The sequence below is a fragment of the Asticcacaulis solisilvae genome, assembly GCF_052327315.1.
GTDB lineage: Bacteria > Pseudomonadota > Alphaproteobacteria > Caulobacterales > Caulobacteraceae > Asticcacaulis > Asticcacaulis solisilvae_B.
Window position 1 is genome coordinate 469,271 of record NZ_CP166196.1, and the last position, 16,130, is coordinate 485,400.

Here is a 16,130-nt window from a genome sequence, read left to right on the forward strand (position 1 = left end):
CGAAGCCGGATGAAAAAGCAAAGGAAAAGTTGGAAAAATTTTCCGCCATATCAAGCTATTACGGCGGCGCAGCAAAATTATTTTCCTGTTTTTGCTGCGTTTGTGAAAAACATTACCGGAAATTTTCGTTAATCGCCGGATTTAGCCGTCGTCATCCGGCGAATCCGGAAACGTTGTGCCCTCGTTTCGGGGGAAACGATTTTTGGGCAACTTGCGCGGGCGCGGGGGACGACTATCATATGCCTATGTTCACAGCCTCTTCCCTCTCCCGGTTGACCTTCGCTGCCGCGTGTATGGCGGCGTGCCTGGCCGTGCCTGCCTTGGCGGATGAGCGTAAGCCGGGCGATTATCCGCTGACGCCGGACTCGCTCGTCCAGGCGAATATAAAGCATGGCCGGCTGGAAGGGCCGTTCGAGTTTCATTCGAAACTGGTCCCGAACACCGTGCGGCGCTACTGGATCTATGTGCCGGCGGATTACGACGCGTCGCGCCCACCGAACCTTCTGGTCTTCCAGGACGGCCAGCGTGCCACCAATCCGGACGGCTCCCTGCGCGTGCAGAACGTGCTCGATAACCTGATTGCCAAAGGGGATATCCCCGCGACACTGGGCGTCTTCGTGACGCCGGGCAATGTCAGCGAGCACTATCCAGCCAATCTCGGCATGAGCAACCCCGACAACCGCGCCCCTGAATACGACGCGGTCAACGACACCTATGCCCGGATGCTGATCGAGGAGCTGCTGCCCGAGGTCGCGAAATCCTACAGTTTCGCTTCGGATCCGAAGCGCCGCGCCATCGGCGGTACCTCTTCGGGCGCCATCGCGTCTTTCACTGTCGGCTGGACCCATCCCGAAGCCTTCGGCAACGTCATCAGCGCCATCGGCTCCTACACCTCGATTGGCTATCATCCGGCGACGGCGACGACGCCCGCTGTCTATGGCGGCGACACCTATCCCGGCCTGATCCGCAAGTCGAAGATTCGGCCCCTGCGCATCTTCATGCAGGACGGTTCCAACGACCTCGACAACGAACACGGCAACTGGTTCCTGGCCAACCAGCAGATGGTCAAGTCGATCGAATGGGCCAACGCCAATGCCGACCAATGGAAGCTGGGCCCCGCGCGCTACGACCTGAAATATGTCTGGGGCGACGGCGGCCATTCCGACGCGCAAGGCGGGCAGCTGCTGCCCGACGCCCTGCGCTGGATCTGGCGGGACCAAAGGCCATGAGTACTTCCGTCTCCGTCATGCTGGCCGTTCCTGACTGCGCGGCGGCCGTCGCCTGGTACCGTGAGGCGCTCGACGCAACGGTTATGTGGAACCTGGGCGGCGTGGCAGGTCTGTCGATCAGAGGCGCGCCCGTCTTCCTGCACGAGCCGGTCGAAGGGAAGTTCAGTTCGCCGCTCGAAGCCGGTTTCACGACGGCGCGTGTTCAGCTGTTTTGCGACGACCCCGACGCGGTGATCTCGAAAGCGGCGGCTGCGGGCGCCGAGGGCAAGGACGTGCAGACCTACGAGTCGCCGTGGGGACCGCACCGCCAGGGCGGTTTCACCGACCCCTTCGGCCACGTCTGGCACGTAGGGGATCGCTCACCGCTTGGGTAGGGTGTTGTGCCGTCCGCTGACACCCTATATAGGCCAAAACCTTATTTCTTCTGGATTTGCTTTCACAGGTAACCATCATGCCTACGTACCGTTCCCGCACCACCACAGCCGGCCGCAACATGGCGGGCGCCCGGGCGCTCTGGCGGGCGACCGGCATGAAGGAGGCCGACTTCCAGAAGCCGATTATCGCCGTCGTCAACTCCTTCACCCAGTTCGTGCCCGGCCACGTCCACCTGAAGGACATCGGCCAGCTGGTGGCGCGTGAGATCGAAGCCGCCGGCGGCGTCGCCAAGGAATTCAACACCATCGCGGTCGACGACGGCATCGCCATGGGCCACGGCGGCATGCTGTACTCGCTGCCGTCGCGCGACCTGATCGCCGACTCGGTCGAATACATGGTCAATGCGCACTGCGCCGACGCCATGGTCTGCATCTCGAACTGCGACAAGATCACGCCCGGCATGCTGATGGCCGCCATGCGCCTCAACATTCCGGCGGTCTTCGTGTCGGGTGGCCCGATGGAGGCCGGCAAGGTCGTTTGGCCGGACGAAAACGGCGTGTCGAAGACGCATTCGCTCGATCTGATCGACGCCATGATCCAGGCCGGCGACGACCGCATCTCCGACGCCCAGGTCCAGGCCGTCGAAGAGGCAGCCTGCCCGACCTGCGGTTCGTGTTCGGGCATGTTCACCGCCAATTCGATGAACTGCCTGACGGAAGCCTTAGGCCTCAGCCTGCCCGGCAACGGCACGACCCTGGCCACGCACTCCGACCGCGAGCGCCTGTTCCAGCAGGCCGGCAAGCTGATCGTCGACATCTCCAAGCGCTATTACGAAAAGGACGACGTCTCGGTCCTGCCGCGCTCGATCTGCACCAAGGAAGCGTTCGAGAACGCCATGGCGCTCGATGTGGCCATGGGCGGCTCGACCAACACCGTGCTGCACATTCTGGCGGCGGCACAGGAGGGCGGCGTCGACTTCACAATGGCCGATATCGACCGCATTTCGCGCATCACGCCGTGCATCTGCAAGGTCGCGCCGGCCTCGTCCGAGGTCCATATCGAGGACGTCCACCGTGCCGGCGGCATCATGGGCATCCTGGGGGAACTGTCGCGCGGCGGGCTGTTGCAAACAGATGCCAAAACGGTGCATTCGCCGACGCTCGGCCACGCGCTCAGCTACTGGGACATCCGCCAGACCAACGACGAAGAGGTCACGGAATTCTTCCGCGCGGCGCCGGGCGGCGTGCGCACGACCCAGGCATTTTCGCAGTCGCGACGCTGGGACGAGCTCGACCGTGACCGCGTCGGCGGCGTGATCCGTTCGAAGGATAATGCCTTTACGCGCGACGGTGGCCTGGCCGTACTCTACGGCAATATCGCGGAAAAGGGCTGCATCGTGAAGACGGCCGGGGTCGATGAATCGATCTGGCGCTTCGACGGCACGGCGCGCGTTTTTGAGAGCCAGGACGAGGCGGCGTCAGCCATCCTGACCAACAAGATCAAGGAAGGCGACGTCGTCGTCATCCGTTACGAAGGCCCAAAGGGCGGCCCGGGCATGCAGGAAATGCTGTATCCCACGACCTATTTGAAGTCGAAGGGCCTGGGCAAGGCGTGCGCGCTGCTGACCGACGGCCGTTTTTCGGGCGGCACGTCGGGCCTGTCGATCGGCCACGCTTCGCCGGAAGCGGCGGCCGGCGGCCTGATCGCCCTGGTCCGTGACGGCGACACGATCGAGATCGATATCCCGGCGCGCACCATCCACCTGGCCATCTCGGACCGCGAGATCGCCGAGCGCCGCGCTGCCGAGGAACATCGCGGCAAGGCGGCCTATACGCCGGTAAGCCGCAAGCGCCAGGTCTCGGCCGCGCTCAAGGCCTATGCCGCGCTGGTCACCTCGGCCGACACGGGCGCTGTAAGGGATTTGGGGCAGTTGGAAGGGTAGGGCGCTTAAGTCTGCTTTTATAATTTTCGAAGCCCTTCCGGTGTTCCCGGGAGGGCTTTTTGCTGGGCGGTATGCGGAGCTGAAGCGGCCTGAAGAACAGTGACGGGACATTTGGAGCCCGCCTGATGCCTGTTGTCCTCAGTCCGCCGAAGCCTTCCGTCACGCCGCCGTCGCTTGGCGGCGATAGTGCCGCCGACGCCTATGCTCGGGCGGCGAAGGGCCGGGCGGAAACGACAGTGGCGCTTGATGCGACGAACCATTTGCAGGGCCTGCGGTTTGGGCTGTCCAACCCCGATACGGGGTACAGGTCACTGCTCGGCGGCGATGCAGTCAAGGGCATCGATGGCCAGGCGCTGAGCGGCCACTATCTGTCCCGCAGGTCCAGGCGCAGGAGCCTGTGCTCGGCGAGGACCTAACCCAGCAGGCCGTGGCGAAGAAGCAGGCGGCGCCAGCGCTTGACGATTCAGGCTTCGCGCTGGTGGCCAGAACCTTAGGCATCGATCCCGCGCCCGGCCCCTTGGATGTCATGATGAAGGCCAGGCTTGGCGCGTTGCGTTCCCGTGTTGACGCGGCAGTTGCCGCGGCCGAAGCCGCAGGCGGGCCGCTTTCGTCCGAGCAGCGAATGAAGGTTGCCCTCGATGCCGGCGCCACCACGGTCGATGGCCATCCTTTGTTCAAGTCTCCCCAGGTGGACGCCGTTCTGAATGTCAGACCGGACACGATGAAGACGCCTGAACCAACACCCAGACTCACAAAGCCTTATGCGCATGGCGGTTCTCACCCAGGCAATACCGGATATTTTCCGCCTACATTCTGGCCGGGCCAGCCGGAACAGGATCGCAAGATCAAATTTCGACCTCGGGTCTTTCCGCAAGTCGATTCTGGACAAGCTCTATCGCCCGGCGTCGGGAAATGCCGGTCCCTGGAAGAAGGTGACGGTGGGCGGCAAGTCGTATTTCGAAATGAGCGACTCGGCTGGAAACCATATCTCCACCACCGCTTTCGAACCGATCGACGATGAGGCCTGCGCAAGCCCACAACCGCTGACGCAGAGGAGTGGCCGCATTAGCTCGAAGGCGGACACACAGCTGTCCGGACTGGAGATGGGAAAAACGCTGGCTATCTTGTAAATCCAACTCGCGAGTTGGTCATCCCAGGAGGACAGGCGGTGCCTTCAGGTTCGGTTATGTTTAAGATAGGTCCAAATGGGGAATGGATTCCCATCAGAAAGTTTTGACGATGTCGTCTTGGAAGGAAAAGGGCTGTCCGGTTTGCCGGGGCCAGTGGGAATCAGGGAGCCCTCCCCCGGAGATTGCCGTAAATATTGCGTTACATGCTAAGCTGCACCGGTGTGTAGTGTGTGGAAGTTATTGGGAGCAGGCCGAAAGATATGCGACCACGATTACGCTGGAACAGGCCTGTGTTATGTTTCCGGATGCAGAAATATAGGAGCTTTTATGAGTCTTTTGCCTTTTAATCCTGAAAATGAATTGGACGAACGGCTGATTCAAGCCAAAAGCGGTAAGGTAGATATGGCGGATATTTTAAAACAGCTTTTGCAAGAGAATATTTACGTCCTTAGCAAGGAAGAAGTGCAATCGGACGGATCAGGATTTGTCCCACTTCTGCTTGAAGGACAAGACGGACCTCTGGTGGCTGTCTTCTCGGCATTACCCCATGCCACGATTCACCGGGATGCTGCGCAACACGCCCTGCAGATGAATGGTCGAGATTTCATTTCAAGGATGCCTCCTGGCTATGGTCTCGTATTGAATCCTGGCTTTACCGTGCATCTTGTGATCCCTAAAAATGGAATCGAAACGATAAAAGCCGACTTACGGTGACGCGTCGCAGACATGCATATGCTGGAGACGTCGAAATACAGGACTATCCAGGGTGGTCTTCCGCCACGTAAACTTGACGTGAACGGAAAGTTTTTGTTGTCGGCCACGCGGTCCTTCGCTACACATTTCCTCAAGACACCCGCGGACGACGGGGTCAAAAGCCTTGAGGGAGGCCCCAGTGCTTGGTTTGATGATGGATGCGCCGCTGCGCATCCCGGATATTCTGGAACACGCCGCCAAATATTACCCGAAGACGGCCATCGTCTCGCGTAACGAGGACTCGACTCTGCACCGCTACGGCTATGCCGACGCGGCCAGGCGCGTCCGGCAACTGGCCAAGGCGCTGAGCAAGCTGGGTCTGGCCCAGGGCGACCGTATCGCCACCCTGGCGTGGAACAATCACCGCCATTTCGAGCTTTATTACGCTGTCCCCGGGGCGGGCTTCGTCTGCCACACGGTCAATCCGCGCCTCTTTCCCGAACAGCTGGTCTTTATCCTCAACGACGCCCAGGATCGTTACCTGTTCGCCGACGCCTGTTTCGCGCGGCTGGTCGCGGGTGTCGCGCCCCACGCCAAGGGCTTGCGCGGCATCGTCTTCAACTGCGACCGCGACCACATGCCCAAGGACCTGCCCGAAGGCCTGCCGCCGGTGCTTTGCTACGAAGACCTGATCGACGCCGAGGACGACGATTTCGAATGGCCACAGCTCGATGAACGTACGGCTTCGGGCATGTGTTACACCTCGGGCACCACGGGCAACCCCAAGGGCGTCCTCTATTCGCACCGTTCGACCGTGCTGCATGCCATGGCGGTCAACCAGCCGGGCCTGTTCGGTATCGCGCCGGACGAAACCGTCCTGCCGGTCGTGCCGATGTTCCACGTCAATGCCTGGTGCGTGCCGTACGCTGCCGCCCTGGTGGGCGCGCGCATTGTCCTGCCGGGGCCACGCCTCGACGGGCCGGGCCTGCTGGAGGTCATCCACGGCGAAAAGGTCACCATCGGCGCCGGGGTGCCGACCATCTGGCTCAACCTCGTCAACTATGCCGACCAGGGCGGGCAGTCGGTGGCGCCGATGAACCGCGTCGTGGTCGGCGGCGCGGCCTGCCCGCAGGCCCTGATCGAGCGGCTGGCGGCGCACAAGGCACTGGCGGTCCACGCCTGGGGCATGACCGAGACCTCGCCCCTGGGATCTGTCAGCGTGCTGAGCAGCGAACAGCAATACCTGCCCGAAGCCGAAAAGATGCGGCTGATGCTGAAACAGGGCAGGGCGCCCTTCGGCATCGAGATGCGCATCACGGGGCCGGACGGCAAGCCGATGCCGTGGGATGGCGTGGCGCGCGGCGACCTCGAGGTGCGCGGGCCGTGGATCGCCTCCGCCTATTTCAACAACGACGACAAAAGCCAGTTCACCGCCGACGGCTGGTTCAAGACGGGCGACATATCGACCATCGACGCCGACGGCTTCATGAACATCGTCGACCGCTCGAAGGACGTCATCAAGTCGGGCGGCGAGTGGATTTCGTCGATCGAGTTCGAGAACCTGGCCATGGGGCACCCGAGCGTGCTGGAAGCCGCGGTGATCGCGCGCGCCGACAGCCGGTGGAGCGAACGCCCGCGCTATATCGTCGTGCTGCGCGAAGGCAAGGCGCTGACTGGCCCAGACCTGCGGGCCTTTATCGCGCCGCACGTCGCCAACTGGTGGATTCCGGAAGACATGATCATCGTGCCCGAACTGCCGCACGGCGGCACGGGCAAGGTGCTGAAGGTCGAGCTGCGCGCCAGGTTCGGCGCCGAGCATCACCCGGACGCGATCAAATTGGCGGAGTAGCCGTCAGGCGACCTGATCGAGCGCTTCCATCTGGTGCTTGACGTTGGCCGAGGCCTCGGCGACATCGCCGAAGGTCCGGCTCATATTGTCCAGGCTTTCGTTGATCTCGTCGACAGCCGAAACGGCGGCGTGCATATTGCCGGTGATTTCGTGCGCCACGGCGTCCTGTTGTTGCAGGGTCGACGCGACGGAGCTGACATTGTCGAGCACGGCGGTCATGGACGTCGAAATCAGGTCGAGCGCCGACACGACCTCGTTGGTCACCGACTGCATCGAGGCGATTTCGGCCGAGATGGTCTTGGTCGAGCTGGCAGCCTGGTTGGCCAGGGTCTTGACCTCGGACGCCACGACGGCGAAGCCCTTGCCGGCTTCGCCCGCCCGCGCCGATTCGATCGTGGCGTTGAGCGCCAAAAGGTTGATCTGGCCGGCGATGTCCTGGATCAGGGTGACGATATTGTTCATGGCGGCCGCCGAGCGGTTCAGCGATTCCGCCGAGCGGTTGGCGTTTTCCGAATGGCGGAAGACGCCCGTGACGCTGTCTTTCGCCATGCCCATATTGTTCGAGATGTCGCGCACGCTCTGGCTCAGCTCTTCGGACGCAGCCGCGACGCTGTTGATGATCGCACCGGTTTCGATCGAGGCTGTGCTGGCCTGGGTGGCCTGCATATGCGCACTGGAGATGCGTTCAACGACGTGACCCAGCTCACCGTTGAGCTCGGCGCTGCGCAATCGTTTGCGTACCGAGGCCGTAATATCCGTCGCGAACTTCACCACCTTCACCAGCGTGCCGGTGTCGTCGAAGACCGGGTTGTAGGTCGCCTGGATAAAGACTTCGCGCCCGCCCTTCGCCAGGCGGCGATATTCGCCCGCGGCATATTCGCCGCGGCGCAAGCCGTCCCAGAAGGCAGCGTAGTCCATGGTCTGGACATAGGCCGGGTCACAGAAGACGCGGTGATGTTTGCCGATGATTTCAGACGCGTCATAGCCCATGGCGGCGCAGAAATTGGGGTTGGCGGCCAGCACGATACCGTCGGGGGTGAATTCGATGACGGCCTGGCTGCGGCTGATGGCCTCGACCTTGCCCTTCAGGTCGATTTCGCGCGCCGTCTGGCCGGTGATGTCCGACGCGAACTTGATGACCTTGACGACCTTGCCAGAGGCATCGGTGATCGGGTTGTAACTGGCCTGCAGCCAGACGATCTTGCCGTTCTTGCCGAAGCGCTTGAACGTCCCGGTCGAAAAGCGGCCGGCGGCCAGATCCTGCCAGAAGCGGCGATAGTCTTCGCTGCCGGCATAGGCTTCGTCGCAGAACAGGCGGTGGTGGCGGCCTTCGATCTCCTTCAGGTCGTAACCGACGGTGGCAAGGAAGTTGTCGTTGGCGGTGAGGATAAGGCCTGTGGGTGTGAATTCGATCACGGCCTGCGACCGGTTCAGCGCGGCGAGGATCGCCTTGTCGTCGTCTTTTGCGGGTTTAAAAAACATATCGGCACACTCCCCGTAGCTTACACTCTGGCTCTCACCATACGTGTAAAGTTGCCGACTTAACCTTAAGGAAAGGCTAACTCAAAGTTGCGCCTGCGTTGCTTTTCGCACCGGAGTAAGTGCATTACAAATATCCAGCGCGCCGGCGGGCCGGACGAAAAAAGCGCCGCTGCGGTTGGCTTTTGCATGCAACCAGCGTTCGAACGTGCCGGAATGGGTGTCAAGGACCTGGAAGGCCGGCCGGTCTGCCGCGGGCAGGTCCGACACCATCTTCGCCGATACGATCTTCACTCTTTCGGCATCGGTCTTGTAAAACCCGAGATCGCCCGTTCCGCGCGGCCGGGCGGTCAGGAATTCCATGCCCTTGATGACGCGGCCGACAATGGCCAGGTTACGGTCGAGATGGCGCGGCGCCTGGCCGATGACGGTGTAAAGCTGGGTGGAATCGCCTGTGTCGGGAGCGACGTCGCGCGCCACGCCGATCATCCCATAGCAGTGGACCAGCCAGGCGGACTTGCCGTCCGACGCCGCCGGCCAGCCGTCGATGGCGCCGGCCGATTTCGCATAGGAGTCGGGCCAGGGCAGGGGAACCAGGCCTGCGCCTTTTCCGGGAAAATCGTATTCCGCGGGCGGATGCTTTTCGATGCCTTTGGCTTCGGTCTTGTCCTCGTCCGGGCGGCCCCATTGTACGACATAGCCATCCTGGACACGCAGGATGACGGCGCCGTCGAAATAGCCCGAACGCACAAGCTGGCGGATATTGGCGACATGAACGGGCGCGAACTTCGCTGCCAGCTGATAGGTCACCGTATTGCCGTCCGCCAGGGTCATGACAACCAGGTCGTCGGCCGCAATGTCCTTCCACGCCGAGGCCGGCGCGGCGTCAAGGATGTCCTGGGGTGACGGCGGCGCTTTCGGCGCCGGCGCGGCCGCCATGAGCACAAGGCCAAGTCCCGCCGCCAAACCCGTCGCTAGTATCCGCATGGTTGCCTCCGTCCGTTGCGATTGAGACTAATCGCCTGCGCCGGGACGGCAAGGGAAAACTTAAGGCGGCGCACCAGGGGGGGCGGTTAACTCTGTTGTGGAAAATCGCGCGCCCCCTCTGGCGGACGGCGAAAGTCGCGATATCGTCATAATCTTCCAGTTCCGATTCGCCGGCCGCGAGGGGTCTATGTTCGAGAGTAATGCCGTTCAGAATCAGATCATCGAAAGCCAGGCGCACCTCTATGAAGGCGCCTATGTCCGCCTCGATATCCGCTGGCATCACAACCCTGTCTTCGTTTGCGAAAAGGCCGGCGATCATTTCCGTGTCGCGGGTTTCGAATATGCCAATGACGGCCGGCCGCTGAGGCCCCATGTGCCGACGCCGGTGATCACCGGCATCGTGCCTGGCCAGAAATAGGAAAAGCCCGGGATGGTTCCCGGGCTTTGTCGTTTACCGCCTGCGATCGTAGCTGCGCGCGAAGCCGGTCCACGGCCGGTCTTCACCGGAATGGTCGCGCTGTTCGCGCTCACGCAGGTAACGGTCGTCGCGATAGTCGTCGCGGCTGTGGGCCTGGCGGTCATCGCGGCGATCGTCGCGGCGCTCACCCAGAAGGTCGCGGTCATATCCGCGATCGTGATTGGACCCACGATAGGCGTGTTTGTCGTCCTGGCGGCCATAGCGTTCGCGGTCGCGTTCATAGGCGTCCTGGTAGGACGGCTGCAGGTCGCGGCGGGTATAGGCATCCTGGCCGTCATTGGAACGATAGCCGCCCCGGCCGTCGCGGTTCTGCGTGTAGCGCCGGTCGCCGGCGGACGGGGCATAGTCGTCATCCGGGCCATATCGGCCGCTGGCCTGCCGGTCGCGGTCGTATGTGCTGCTTTGGTAGACGTCGAAATCGTCGTCGTTGCGCTCCCACGGCGTAACCTGAGGCTCGTAGGTGCGTCCGGACATCGAAGCGCCGGTCCCGCTCTGATAGGATCTGGGCATGGTTATCTCCTTTCGCCTGGATAAGGCGAAAGGAGTCTAGGCACCCCCTTCTAAGGTTGGCATGCCGATGGCGGGAAGGGACCGTAAAGTTTCAGTTCATGGACATCCGGTCGTCACCGCCGATCCTCTGCTGGAGTTCGGCGGTCTTGCCCTGCACATACACCACCAGGCATTCGTCGAAGGCGCGCGACAGGATGGGACTGAAGGTGCGGAGATCGCGCCGGGCGGTCTCCTCGCTGAGGAATTTCAGCGCATCCAGCACCCACTGATTGGCCAGTTCGGCGTCGTCGGTATCTGTAACCGTGAGTTCAGGCAGTTTATCGCGCAGCATAGACAGGTCCTTCGGGGGTATAGCCCAGGACGTTGCTGAGCCCCGTCCTGGCGGTTACGCGTTCAAGCTGATCCGGCGTCACGGCGATCGAAGCCGCCTGGATCCGGGAATGGGCGCCGATCTTGTGCGCGGCTCCGAGCCGGTCGAGCTGAATGCCCGAGCGTTCGAAGACGGAGCGCAGGATCAGGGTGGGCATAAGGCCGATAATACGGTCGATGCCGTGCGCCAGGGCGTATTCGAGATAGCCGGCGCAGATGCTGTGGCAGATTTCGCTGCGCAGTTCGGGAGCAAGATTGCTATCGATGCAGAACCGCGTGCCTTCCCAGGTGCGCGGCGTCGTGAAGACGGACCTGTCATCGACGAGATCGGGGAAGTGGTCGGCCAGCATGCAGCCGTAGGCGACCGGGGTCAGGCGGCTGACGCCCAGGGCGGTCCGGCCGTCGCGGCTGTAGACCAGGTAGACGGCGGCCAGGGTGTCGTATTCGTCGAACTCCATGCCGTCGATGGAATGGACGTCGTATTGCTGGCGTTCGATGAATTCCTGATGGCGCAGGCGGTATTGATCGAGCAGCAGGTCGCTGTGCTGCCGCAGGGTCTTGTGGGTTACAACCTTGAGCATCTGAGCCTCCATTGGGGAGACTCCAGTGCACCATGGGCGGTGCGTTTCCGGTACTACACGAACGTGTAGGCCGAGCATTTCCCGGCCGGGTGGACGCCGGCTGGCCGCAGGAAATGCGACCCGACAAAGAGCGCATTTCCCGGCCAGGTGGATGCCGGCTGGCCGCAGGAAATGCCACCCGACAAAAAGCGCATTTCCCGGCGCCGGCTGGGCTCAGAGCTCGAAAAGGCCCTGCGTCATGGAGACGACGACCGCCGTGACCCGGTTGTTGACGTCCAGTTTGATGAAGATGTTGCGCAGGTGATAGGCGATCGTATTCGCACTGACATTGAGGATGGTGGCGATGGCGTCGTCGGATTTTCCGGCGGCCACCCATTTCAGGACCTCCTGTTCGCGCGGCGACAGGCAGATCATCCTGGGCGGGCCGGGCCGGCGGGCGCGGATGATGCGCTTGTAGCTGGCGTAGAACTGATTGCAGTAGGCGCTGATCAGATCCATGTTGGTCAGGTGCTCGGCCTTGCGGTCCGATGTCGCCAGCGCCACGCCGGCGATCTGGGAGCGCGGCCCGGCAAACGGAATACCGATGCCGTTATTGAGGCCGGCGTCTTCTCCCAGGCGCAGGAACCGCGTCTGTGCCGGCGACAGCTTGAGGACACGTTCGAGCGTCCGCCAGCGAAACGGGTGAAATGTGCTGATGGCGCATCGGAATACCGGATCGATCCGGACATATCCGGCCTCGGCATAGTGCTTCTGCCAGTCCTCCGGATAGTTGCTGATAATGCCGAAGCGGTGGTCTTCCTCGGGCACTTCGTCATCGTGCTTGATCGAGAAATTGACCCGGTCGAACCCACAGCTCAGCATGGTTTCGCGGAAGTGGTCGTACAGGGTCTCACGCGACGTGATGCCACCCGTCGCCTCGATGAAATCCTCCAGCCGATATCTCGACCCGGGAAACAGCACGCGTCCACTCGTCCCTTGTATCGGCGAGTCGTACGCGCGCCTCGCCTTTAGGGCGAAATTATGGTTGATGCTCGCTATTGTCTACGAAAAATTGGTCCGGCGCCAAAAAATGAGCCTATTCTTCGGCGCCCATGGCGCGGACCAGGTCGACCAGGCGGCGGCGGATGGAGGGATGGCGAATCTTCGGGAAGGTCGCCGCCAGCTCCAGGCCTTCGCTCGAGCGCAGGAAGCTGTTGACGGCGACCTCGCTGCCCGAGACTTCCTCGGCTTCGCTGTTGTCTTCGACGTTCTGGAAGAAATAGGCGATCGGCACCTTCAGGGTCGCGGCAATGTTATACAGCATGGACGCACTGACGCGATTGGTCCCTTTTTCATACTTCTGGACCTGCTGGAAAGTGATACCGAGCGCACGGGCCAGCTCCTGCTGGGTGATGCTCAGGCTGCGGCGGCGAAGTCTCAGCAGGTTGCCGACGTGTATGTCAACGGGGTGCGGGCCAGCCTTTTCGTCCATGATACCTCCTGATTTGGTTTCATTATACATGATTTTCGGCCGGACAACATGTCCCGGACCATTGTTATCCGTGCGTTCCGCATACTCAGAAGCCGAGGGCGACCGCAAGCGGAGATATCATTCGCATAAATTCGAAATGTGCCGCCGCGCACACGGCGACAGTGACCGTCCACACCACGGCCTTGGCGGTTCGGCTGGGCAGGGCCCTGATCAGAACCGTTGAAATATCTGGCTTTCTGTGAAACGGGCGAGGCATGTCGATGTCTCCTTTCCCGTTAACCATGCCGCATCCGGCCTTATAATGACATTCGATAATATTTGGATTTTCGATAAGGAAAGATTATGCCTGTCGATCAGGGTCAACCCTGTCGGGTGGAGGGGAAAATGAAAGCTGTTTTGTTTGCGGGTGTCGTCCTGGGCTGTCTGGGCATAACTGGCAGCGCCGAGGCCTATGTCTCGTTCTGTTCGGCGCCGACGCCGCCGTCGTCATTCGATAAACCGCGTCTGCCGACGAAGCCGACCAAGCCATACTGCCTGAGCAGCTATACCGGCAAGTCTACCTGCAGCGACTGGGAAATCCGCAGCTACAACGACAGCGTCGATCAATACAACAACGCCCTGGAGCGCTACAAATCCGAGCGCCGCGACTATGTGGACCGGTTGCAACGGTATCTGGACGATGCGCAGCGGTATGCGGTCTGCGAGGTCAAGGCGCTGGACGACTAGCGGATTTGGGCGTGAAAGGGGCGTAAGTTTAAAGCCGGAAGTCCAGCAATGAACGGGCCGGAGCGGCTAGTCTGTTTCGACATTTGATATCATGTCCCCAAAATTCGTAGACTGATGTGTTTAGGGGCAACCGCGATGGGAAGGCGCTAAACGCAAAGCGACCTTTGGAGCGCAGCGACTAGCGCCGCTGAGGCGCGCAGCCTGCGCGGCGCCAGATGAGCGAAGCGAATTGAGCGCAAACTTAAAAGAAAAATGGTGCCGCTTAGGTGACTCGAACACCTGACCCCCTCATTACGAATGCGAAGGCCGTGAGGGCGGATGGAAACGGCGGGGGACGGGTGCGTTCTGTAATACGTTGATATCTATACAGTAATTTACTGGCCCGTGCCTCCCGTCTACGGTCTACATCGGATGGCTTACGGCCAATATGCTCACATCTTGCTCACATTCCTTCTCTTCCCCGTCTAGGAATACGGGCTCTTTTGGTGTATGAGAGCGGGCAGGGGAGGCGACCATGCCAAGCTTTACCACCGCGCTATTGACCAAGAGGGCCGCCGAGGAAGCCAAACCGGGTGACTGGCTATGGGATGGAGGAGCGCGCGGGGTCTCGGGCTTTGGCCTTCGTGTGGCAGCCGGTGGCACCAAGACCTTCCTCTATCGCTATCGGACATCCGCAGGGCAGCAACGCTTCGTCACTCTCGGGCGTTTCCCGGCGCTGACTGTCGAGGAGGGAAGGCAGTTAGCTCAGCTCCGAGCCGCAGAGGTGGCGAAGGGCGCTGACCCTAGCCGGGACCGTAAGCTCTATCGCACTGCCCCCACCTTTGCCGACCTTGCCAGCCACTACCTCGGGGAATATGCCTCCTCCCGTGGCCTTCGTCCTGCCACCGTCTCGAACGCCAAGACCGTCTTGAAGGTCGCCGTTGAGAAGCTAGGAACGCGCAAGGTTGCAGACGTGACCACAGTGGACATCAGGCGGCTTCATGGGGACCTGCGGAAACAGGGGCAGACGAAGGCCAAGGCGCGGGCTCAAACGCTACGGCAGCAGGCTCAGGAAGCCCCTACAGGCCCGACCCGTATCCGGCTTGACACTATGGCCACGAAGGAAGAGGGGCGGCTTGGGCAGGCTGGGAACTATCAGGCTAATCGCCTTCTTGCCGTGCTGAGCAAGATGTTCGCTTTGGCGGTGGAGCTGGGGTGGAGGACGGATAATCCCTACGCTGGCAAGGGCATTGTCAAGCACCCCGAGGACCAGCGTTGGCGTAGCCTGTCGGAGGACGAAGTGGGCCGCCTCCTTCTCGCCTGCGACGCCTATGAGCAAGAGCAGGCGTGGGATGACACAGCACGCAAGGCTGCCAATGCGATACGCCTCCTGTTATTCACAGGGGCTCGCCTGCGTGAGGTTCTTAATGCCGACTGGTCACAGTTCGATTTGGAGCGTGGGGTCTGGGAGAAGCCGTCCGCCCATACCAAGACCAAAAGGCAGCATTGGCTAGAGCTTGAGGGGCCGGCCCTTGAAGTCTTGAGGGGGATGCGGGAGGAGGACCCGGACGGACGCTTTCTCTTCCCCGGAAAGTCGGACTCTCCGTTCACTGGGGCGGCTAAGCCGAGGGCAGACCTCAAGCGGCCTTGGAGTTGGATTGTCCGAGAGGCTGCTCTCCAAGGTGTCCGCCTGCATGACCTCCGTAGGACCACTGCCAGCTTTATCCTGTCGAGCGGGCATAGCTTGGCGGTGGTGGGCAAGACCCTCGGGCACACCCAGCCCGCAACCACGGCCCGTTACGCCCACCTTCACAGTTCCGTGCAGCGGGAGGCATTGGGAGCGGCAGGAAACAAGATGGCGGCGCTGAAGGCTGTTGGCGCACCACGAGTGGTTACGCTGCGGGAAGGAAGGCACAGATGAAACCGGAGGGGTGGCACCACCTACTTTTCGTCACGCTAATAGTTGCAGTCATTTGGGGCGGTGGCTGGCTTCTGTTGGCACATCAGAAACCTGTGGATATGCATCCTGGAAATCTCCGGTCGCGTCCTATGACTGATGACGAGTTACGCCAACTGCAAAAGGCCTCCGATGAGGACCGGCGTTTCAGGCGTGAGCTTGCTGACGGAGTCGTGCGGGGTGACATGTCCTTTGAAGAAGCGGGGTGCATTTACCGGGGTGGTGAATGGCATAACAGGCGTTGCTCTAACGGTGCCTCCTAGCATAATGTCCGGCGTGGAGCGGGGCAGAACCGATGTCAATCATACTCATACCGTTGGGTTGTCTGGTCATTTTTGGCTTTATCAAAGCATTGGCACGCCATGGGGCAACTGA

The 16,130-nt window shown here is 61.5% G+C and carries 17 protein-coding genes; 10 read left to right on the forward strand and 7 right to left on the reverse strand.

The window, feature by feature from the left end; all coding sequences use genetic code 11:
- Window positions 1–311: 311 nt before the first annotated feature.
- From AB8717_RS02085 to AB8717_RS02115, 7 genes are all read left to right on the forward strand, one after another.
- Window positions 312–1,229, forward strand: a complete 918-nt coding sequence (locus AB8717_RS02085) for an alpha/beta hydrolase (RefSeq protein ID WP_443749377.1) — start codon at window positions 312–314, stop codon at window positions 1,227–1,229.
- Entirely contained in the window at window positions 1,226–1,603 is a 378-nt protein-coding gene (locus AB8717_RS02090; protein ID WP_443749378.1) for a VOC family protein, read from the forward strand. Before AB8717_RS02085 ends, AB8717_RS02090 begins: the two co-directional genes overlap by 4 nt.
- Window positions 1,604–1,680: 77 nt before the next feature.
- Window positions 1,681–3,546: a dihydroxy-acid dehydratase gene (gene ilvD / locus AB8717_RS02095; protein ID WP_443749379.1), complete on the forward strand. Its 1,866-nt coding sequence runs from the start codon at window positions 1,681–1,683 to the stop codon at window positions 3,544–3,546.
- A gap of 125 nt (window positions 3,547–3,671) precedes the next feature.
- Window positions 3,672–3,962, forward strand: coding sequence for a hypothetical protein (locus AB8717_RS02100; protein ID WP_443749380.1), 291 nt, complete (start codon window positions 3,672–3,674; stop codon window positions 3,960–3,962).
- Window positions 3,944–4,567: a hypothetical protein gene (locus tag AB8717_RS02105; protein WP_443749381.1), complete on the forward strand. Its 624-nt coding sequence runs from the start codon at window positions 3,944–3,946 to the stop codon at window positions 4,565–4,567. The genes AB8717_RS02100 and AB8717_RS02105 overlap by 19 nt, the downstream gene beginning before the upstream one ends.
- Before the next feature lie 436 nt (window positions 4,568–5,003).
- The gene (locus tag AB8717_RS02110) at window positions 5,004–5,390 is read left to right on the forward strand and encodes an SseB family protein (protein ID WP_443749382.1); all 387 of its coding nucleotides are present in this window, start codon (window positions 5,004–5,006) and stop codon (window positions 5,388–5,390) included.
- 178 nt (window positions 5,391–5,568) lie between these two features.
- Window positions 5,569–7,218 (forward strand): long-chain fatty acid--CoA ligase, encoded by a 1,650-nt coding sequence (locus AB8717_RS02115; RefSeq protein WP_443749383.1) that lies wholly within the window; start codon window positions 5,569–5,571, stop codon window positions 7,216–7,218.
- A 3-nt stretch (window positions 7,219–7,221) separates the two neighbouring features.
- Here the strand turns inward: AB8717_RS02115 and AB8717_RS02120 are convergent, their stop codons facing one another.
- Together AB8717_RS02120 and AB8717_RS02125 are read right to left on the reverse strand one after the other, a co-directional pair.
- Entirely contained in the window at window positions 7,222–8,700 is a 1,479-nt protein-coding gene (locus tag AB8717_RS02120) for a methyl-accepting chemotaxis protein (protein ID WP_443749384.1), read from the reverse strand.
- A gap of 81 nt (window positions 8,701–8,781) precedes the next feature.
- On the reverse strand, window positions 8,782–9,684 hold the full coding sequence (locus tag AB8717_RS02125) for a peptidylprolyl isomerase (protein WP_443749385.1): 903 nt from the start codon (window positions 9,682–9,684) through the stop codon (window positions 8,782–8,784).
- 187 nt (window positions 9,685–9,871) lie between these two features.
- Between AB8717_RS02125 and AB8717_RS02130 the strand changes: the two genes are divergently transcribed.
- Entirely contained in the window at window positions 9,872–10,102 is a 231-nt protein-coding gene (locus tag AB8717_RS02130; protein ID WP_443749386.1) for a hypothetical protein, read from the forward strand.
- 33 nt (window positions 10,103–10,135) lie between these two features.
- Here AB8717_RS02130 and AB8717_RS02135 read toward each other — a convergent pair whose 3' ends face one another.
- The 5 genes from AB8717_RS02135 to AB8717_RS02155 all read right to left on the reverse strand — a co-directional run bounded on the left by AB8717_RS02135 (window position 10,136) and on the right by AB8717_RS02155 (window position 13,093).
- Window positions 10,136–10,672 (reverse strand): hypothetical protein, encoded by a 537-nt coding sequence (locus AB8717_RS02135; RefSeq protein WP_443749387.1) that lies wholly within the window; start codon window positions 10,670–10,672, stop codon window positions 10,136–10,138.
- 91 nt (window positions 10,673–10,763) lie between these two features.
- On the reverse strand, window positions 10,764–11,003 hold the full coding sequence (locus AB8717_RS02140) for a hypothetical protein (protein ID WP_443749388.1): 240 nt from the start codon (window positions 11,001–11,003) through the stop codon (window positions 10,764–10,766).
- A complete protein-coding gene (locus AB8717_RS02145; RefSeq protein WP_443749389.1) occupies window positions 10,990–11,622 on the reverse strand; it encodes an acyl-homoserine-lactone synthase in 633 nt (210 codons plus the stop codon). The genes AB8717_RS02140 and AB8717_RS02145 overlap by 14 nt, the downstream gene beginning before the upstream one ends.
- A gap of 213 nt (window positions 11,623–11,835) precedes the next feature.
- Entirely contained in the window at window positions 11,836–12,582 is a 747-nt protein-coding gene (locus AB8717_RS02150) for a LuxR family transcriptional regulator (RefSeq protein WP_443749390.1), read from the reverse strand.
- A gap of 115 nt (window positions 12,583–12,697) precedes the next feature.
- Window positions 12,698–13,093: a helix-turn-helix domain-containing protein gene (locus AB8717_RS02155; RefSeq protein ID WP_443749391.1), complete on the reverse strand. Its 396-nt coding sequence runs from the start codon at window positions 13,091–13,093 to the stop codon at window positions 12,698–12,700.
- Window positions 13,094–13,477: 384 nt separating this feature from the next.
- Here AB8717_RS02155 and AB8717_RS02160 point away from each other — a divergent pair, with 384 nt between their 5' ends.
- Both AB8717_RS02160 and AB8717_RS02165 read left to right on the forward strand, forming a co-directional pair.
- Window positions 13,478–13,819: a hypothetical protein gene (locus AB8717_RS02160; RefSeq protein WP_443749392.1), complete on the forward strand. Its 342-nt coding sequence runs from the start codon at window positions 13,478–13,480 to the stop codon at window positions 13,817–13,819.
- Between the two features lie 514 nt (window positions 13,820–14,333).
- Window positions 14,334–15,719, forward strand: coding sequence for a tyrosine-type recombinase/integrase (locus AB8717_RS02165; RefSeq protein ID WP_443749393.1), 1,386 nt, complete (start codon window positions 14,334–14,336; stop codon window positions 15,717–15,719).
- The last annotated feature ends 411 nt before the right edge of the window (window positions 15,720–16,130 follow it).

Excerpts from the sequence above, each read along its gene's own strand:
- AB8717_RS02120 (WP_443749384.1), bottom strand. The coding sequence starts at position 8,700 with ATGTTTTTTAAACCCGCAAAAGACGACGACAAGGCGATCCTCGCCGCG.
- AB8717_RS02130 (WP_443749386.1), top strand. The coding sequence starts at position 9,872 with ATGTTCGAGAGTAATGCCGTTCAGAATCAGATCATCGAAAGCCAGGCG.
- AB8717_RS02100 (WP_443749380.1), top strand. The coding sequence starts at position 3,672 with ATGCCTGTTGTCCTCAGTCCGCCGAAGCCTTCCGTCACGCCGCCGTCG.
- AB8717_RS02155 (WP_443749391.1), bottom strand. The coding sequence starts at position 13,093 with ATGGACGAAAAGGCTGGCCCGCACCCCGTTGACATACACGTCGGCAAC.
- AB8717_RS02140 (WP_443749388.1), bottom strand. The coding sequence starts at position 11,003 with ATGCTGCGCGATAAACTGCCTGAACTCACGGTTACAGATACCGACGAC.
- AB8717_RS02145 (WP_443749389.1), bottom strand. The coding sequence starts at position 11,622 with ATGCTCAAGGTTGTAACCCACAAGACCCTGCGGCAGCACAGCGACCTG.
- AB8717_RS02160 (WP_443749392.1), top strand. The coding sequence starts at position 13,478 with ATGAAAGCTGTTTTGTTTGCGGGTGTCGTCCTGGGCTGTCTGGGCATA.
- ilvD (WP_443749379.1), top strand. The coding sequence starts at position 1,681 with ATGCCTACGTACCGTTCCCGCACCACCACAGCCGGCCGCAACATGGCG.
- AB8717_RS02165 (WP_443749393.1), top strand. The coding sequence starts at position 14,334 with ATGCCAAGCTTTACCACCGCGCTATTGACCAAGAGGGCCGCCGAGGAA.
- AB8717_RS02090 (WP_443749378.1), top strand. The coding sequence starts at position 1,226 with ATGAGTACTTCCGTCTCCGTCATGCTGGCCGTTCCTGACTGCGCGGCG.
- AB8717_RS02135 (WP_443749387.1), bottom strand. The coding sequence starts at position 10,672 with ATGCCCAGATCCTATCAGAGCGGGACCGGCGCTTCGATGTCCGGACGC.
- AB8717_RS02125 (WP_443749385.1), bottom strand. The coding sequence starts at position 9,684 with ATGCGGATACTAGCGACGGGTTTGGCGGCGGGACTTGGCCTTGTGCTC.
- AB8717_RS02110 (WP_443749382.1), top strand. The coding sequence starts at position 5,004 with ATGAGTCTTTTGCCTTTTAATCCTGAAAATGAATTGGACGAACGGCTG.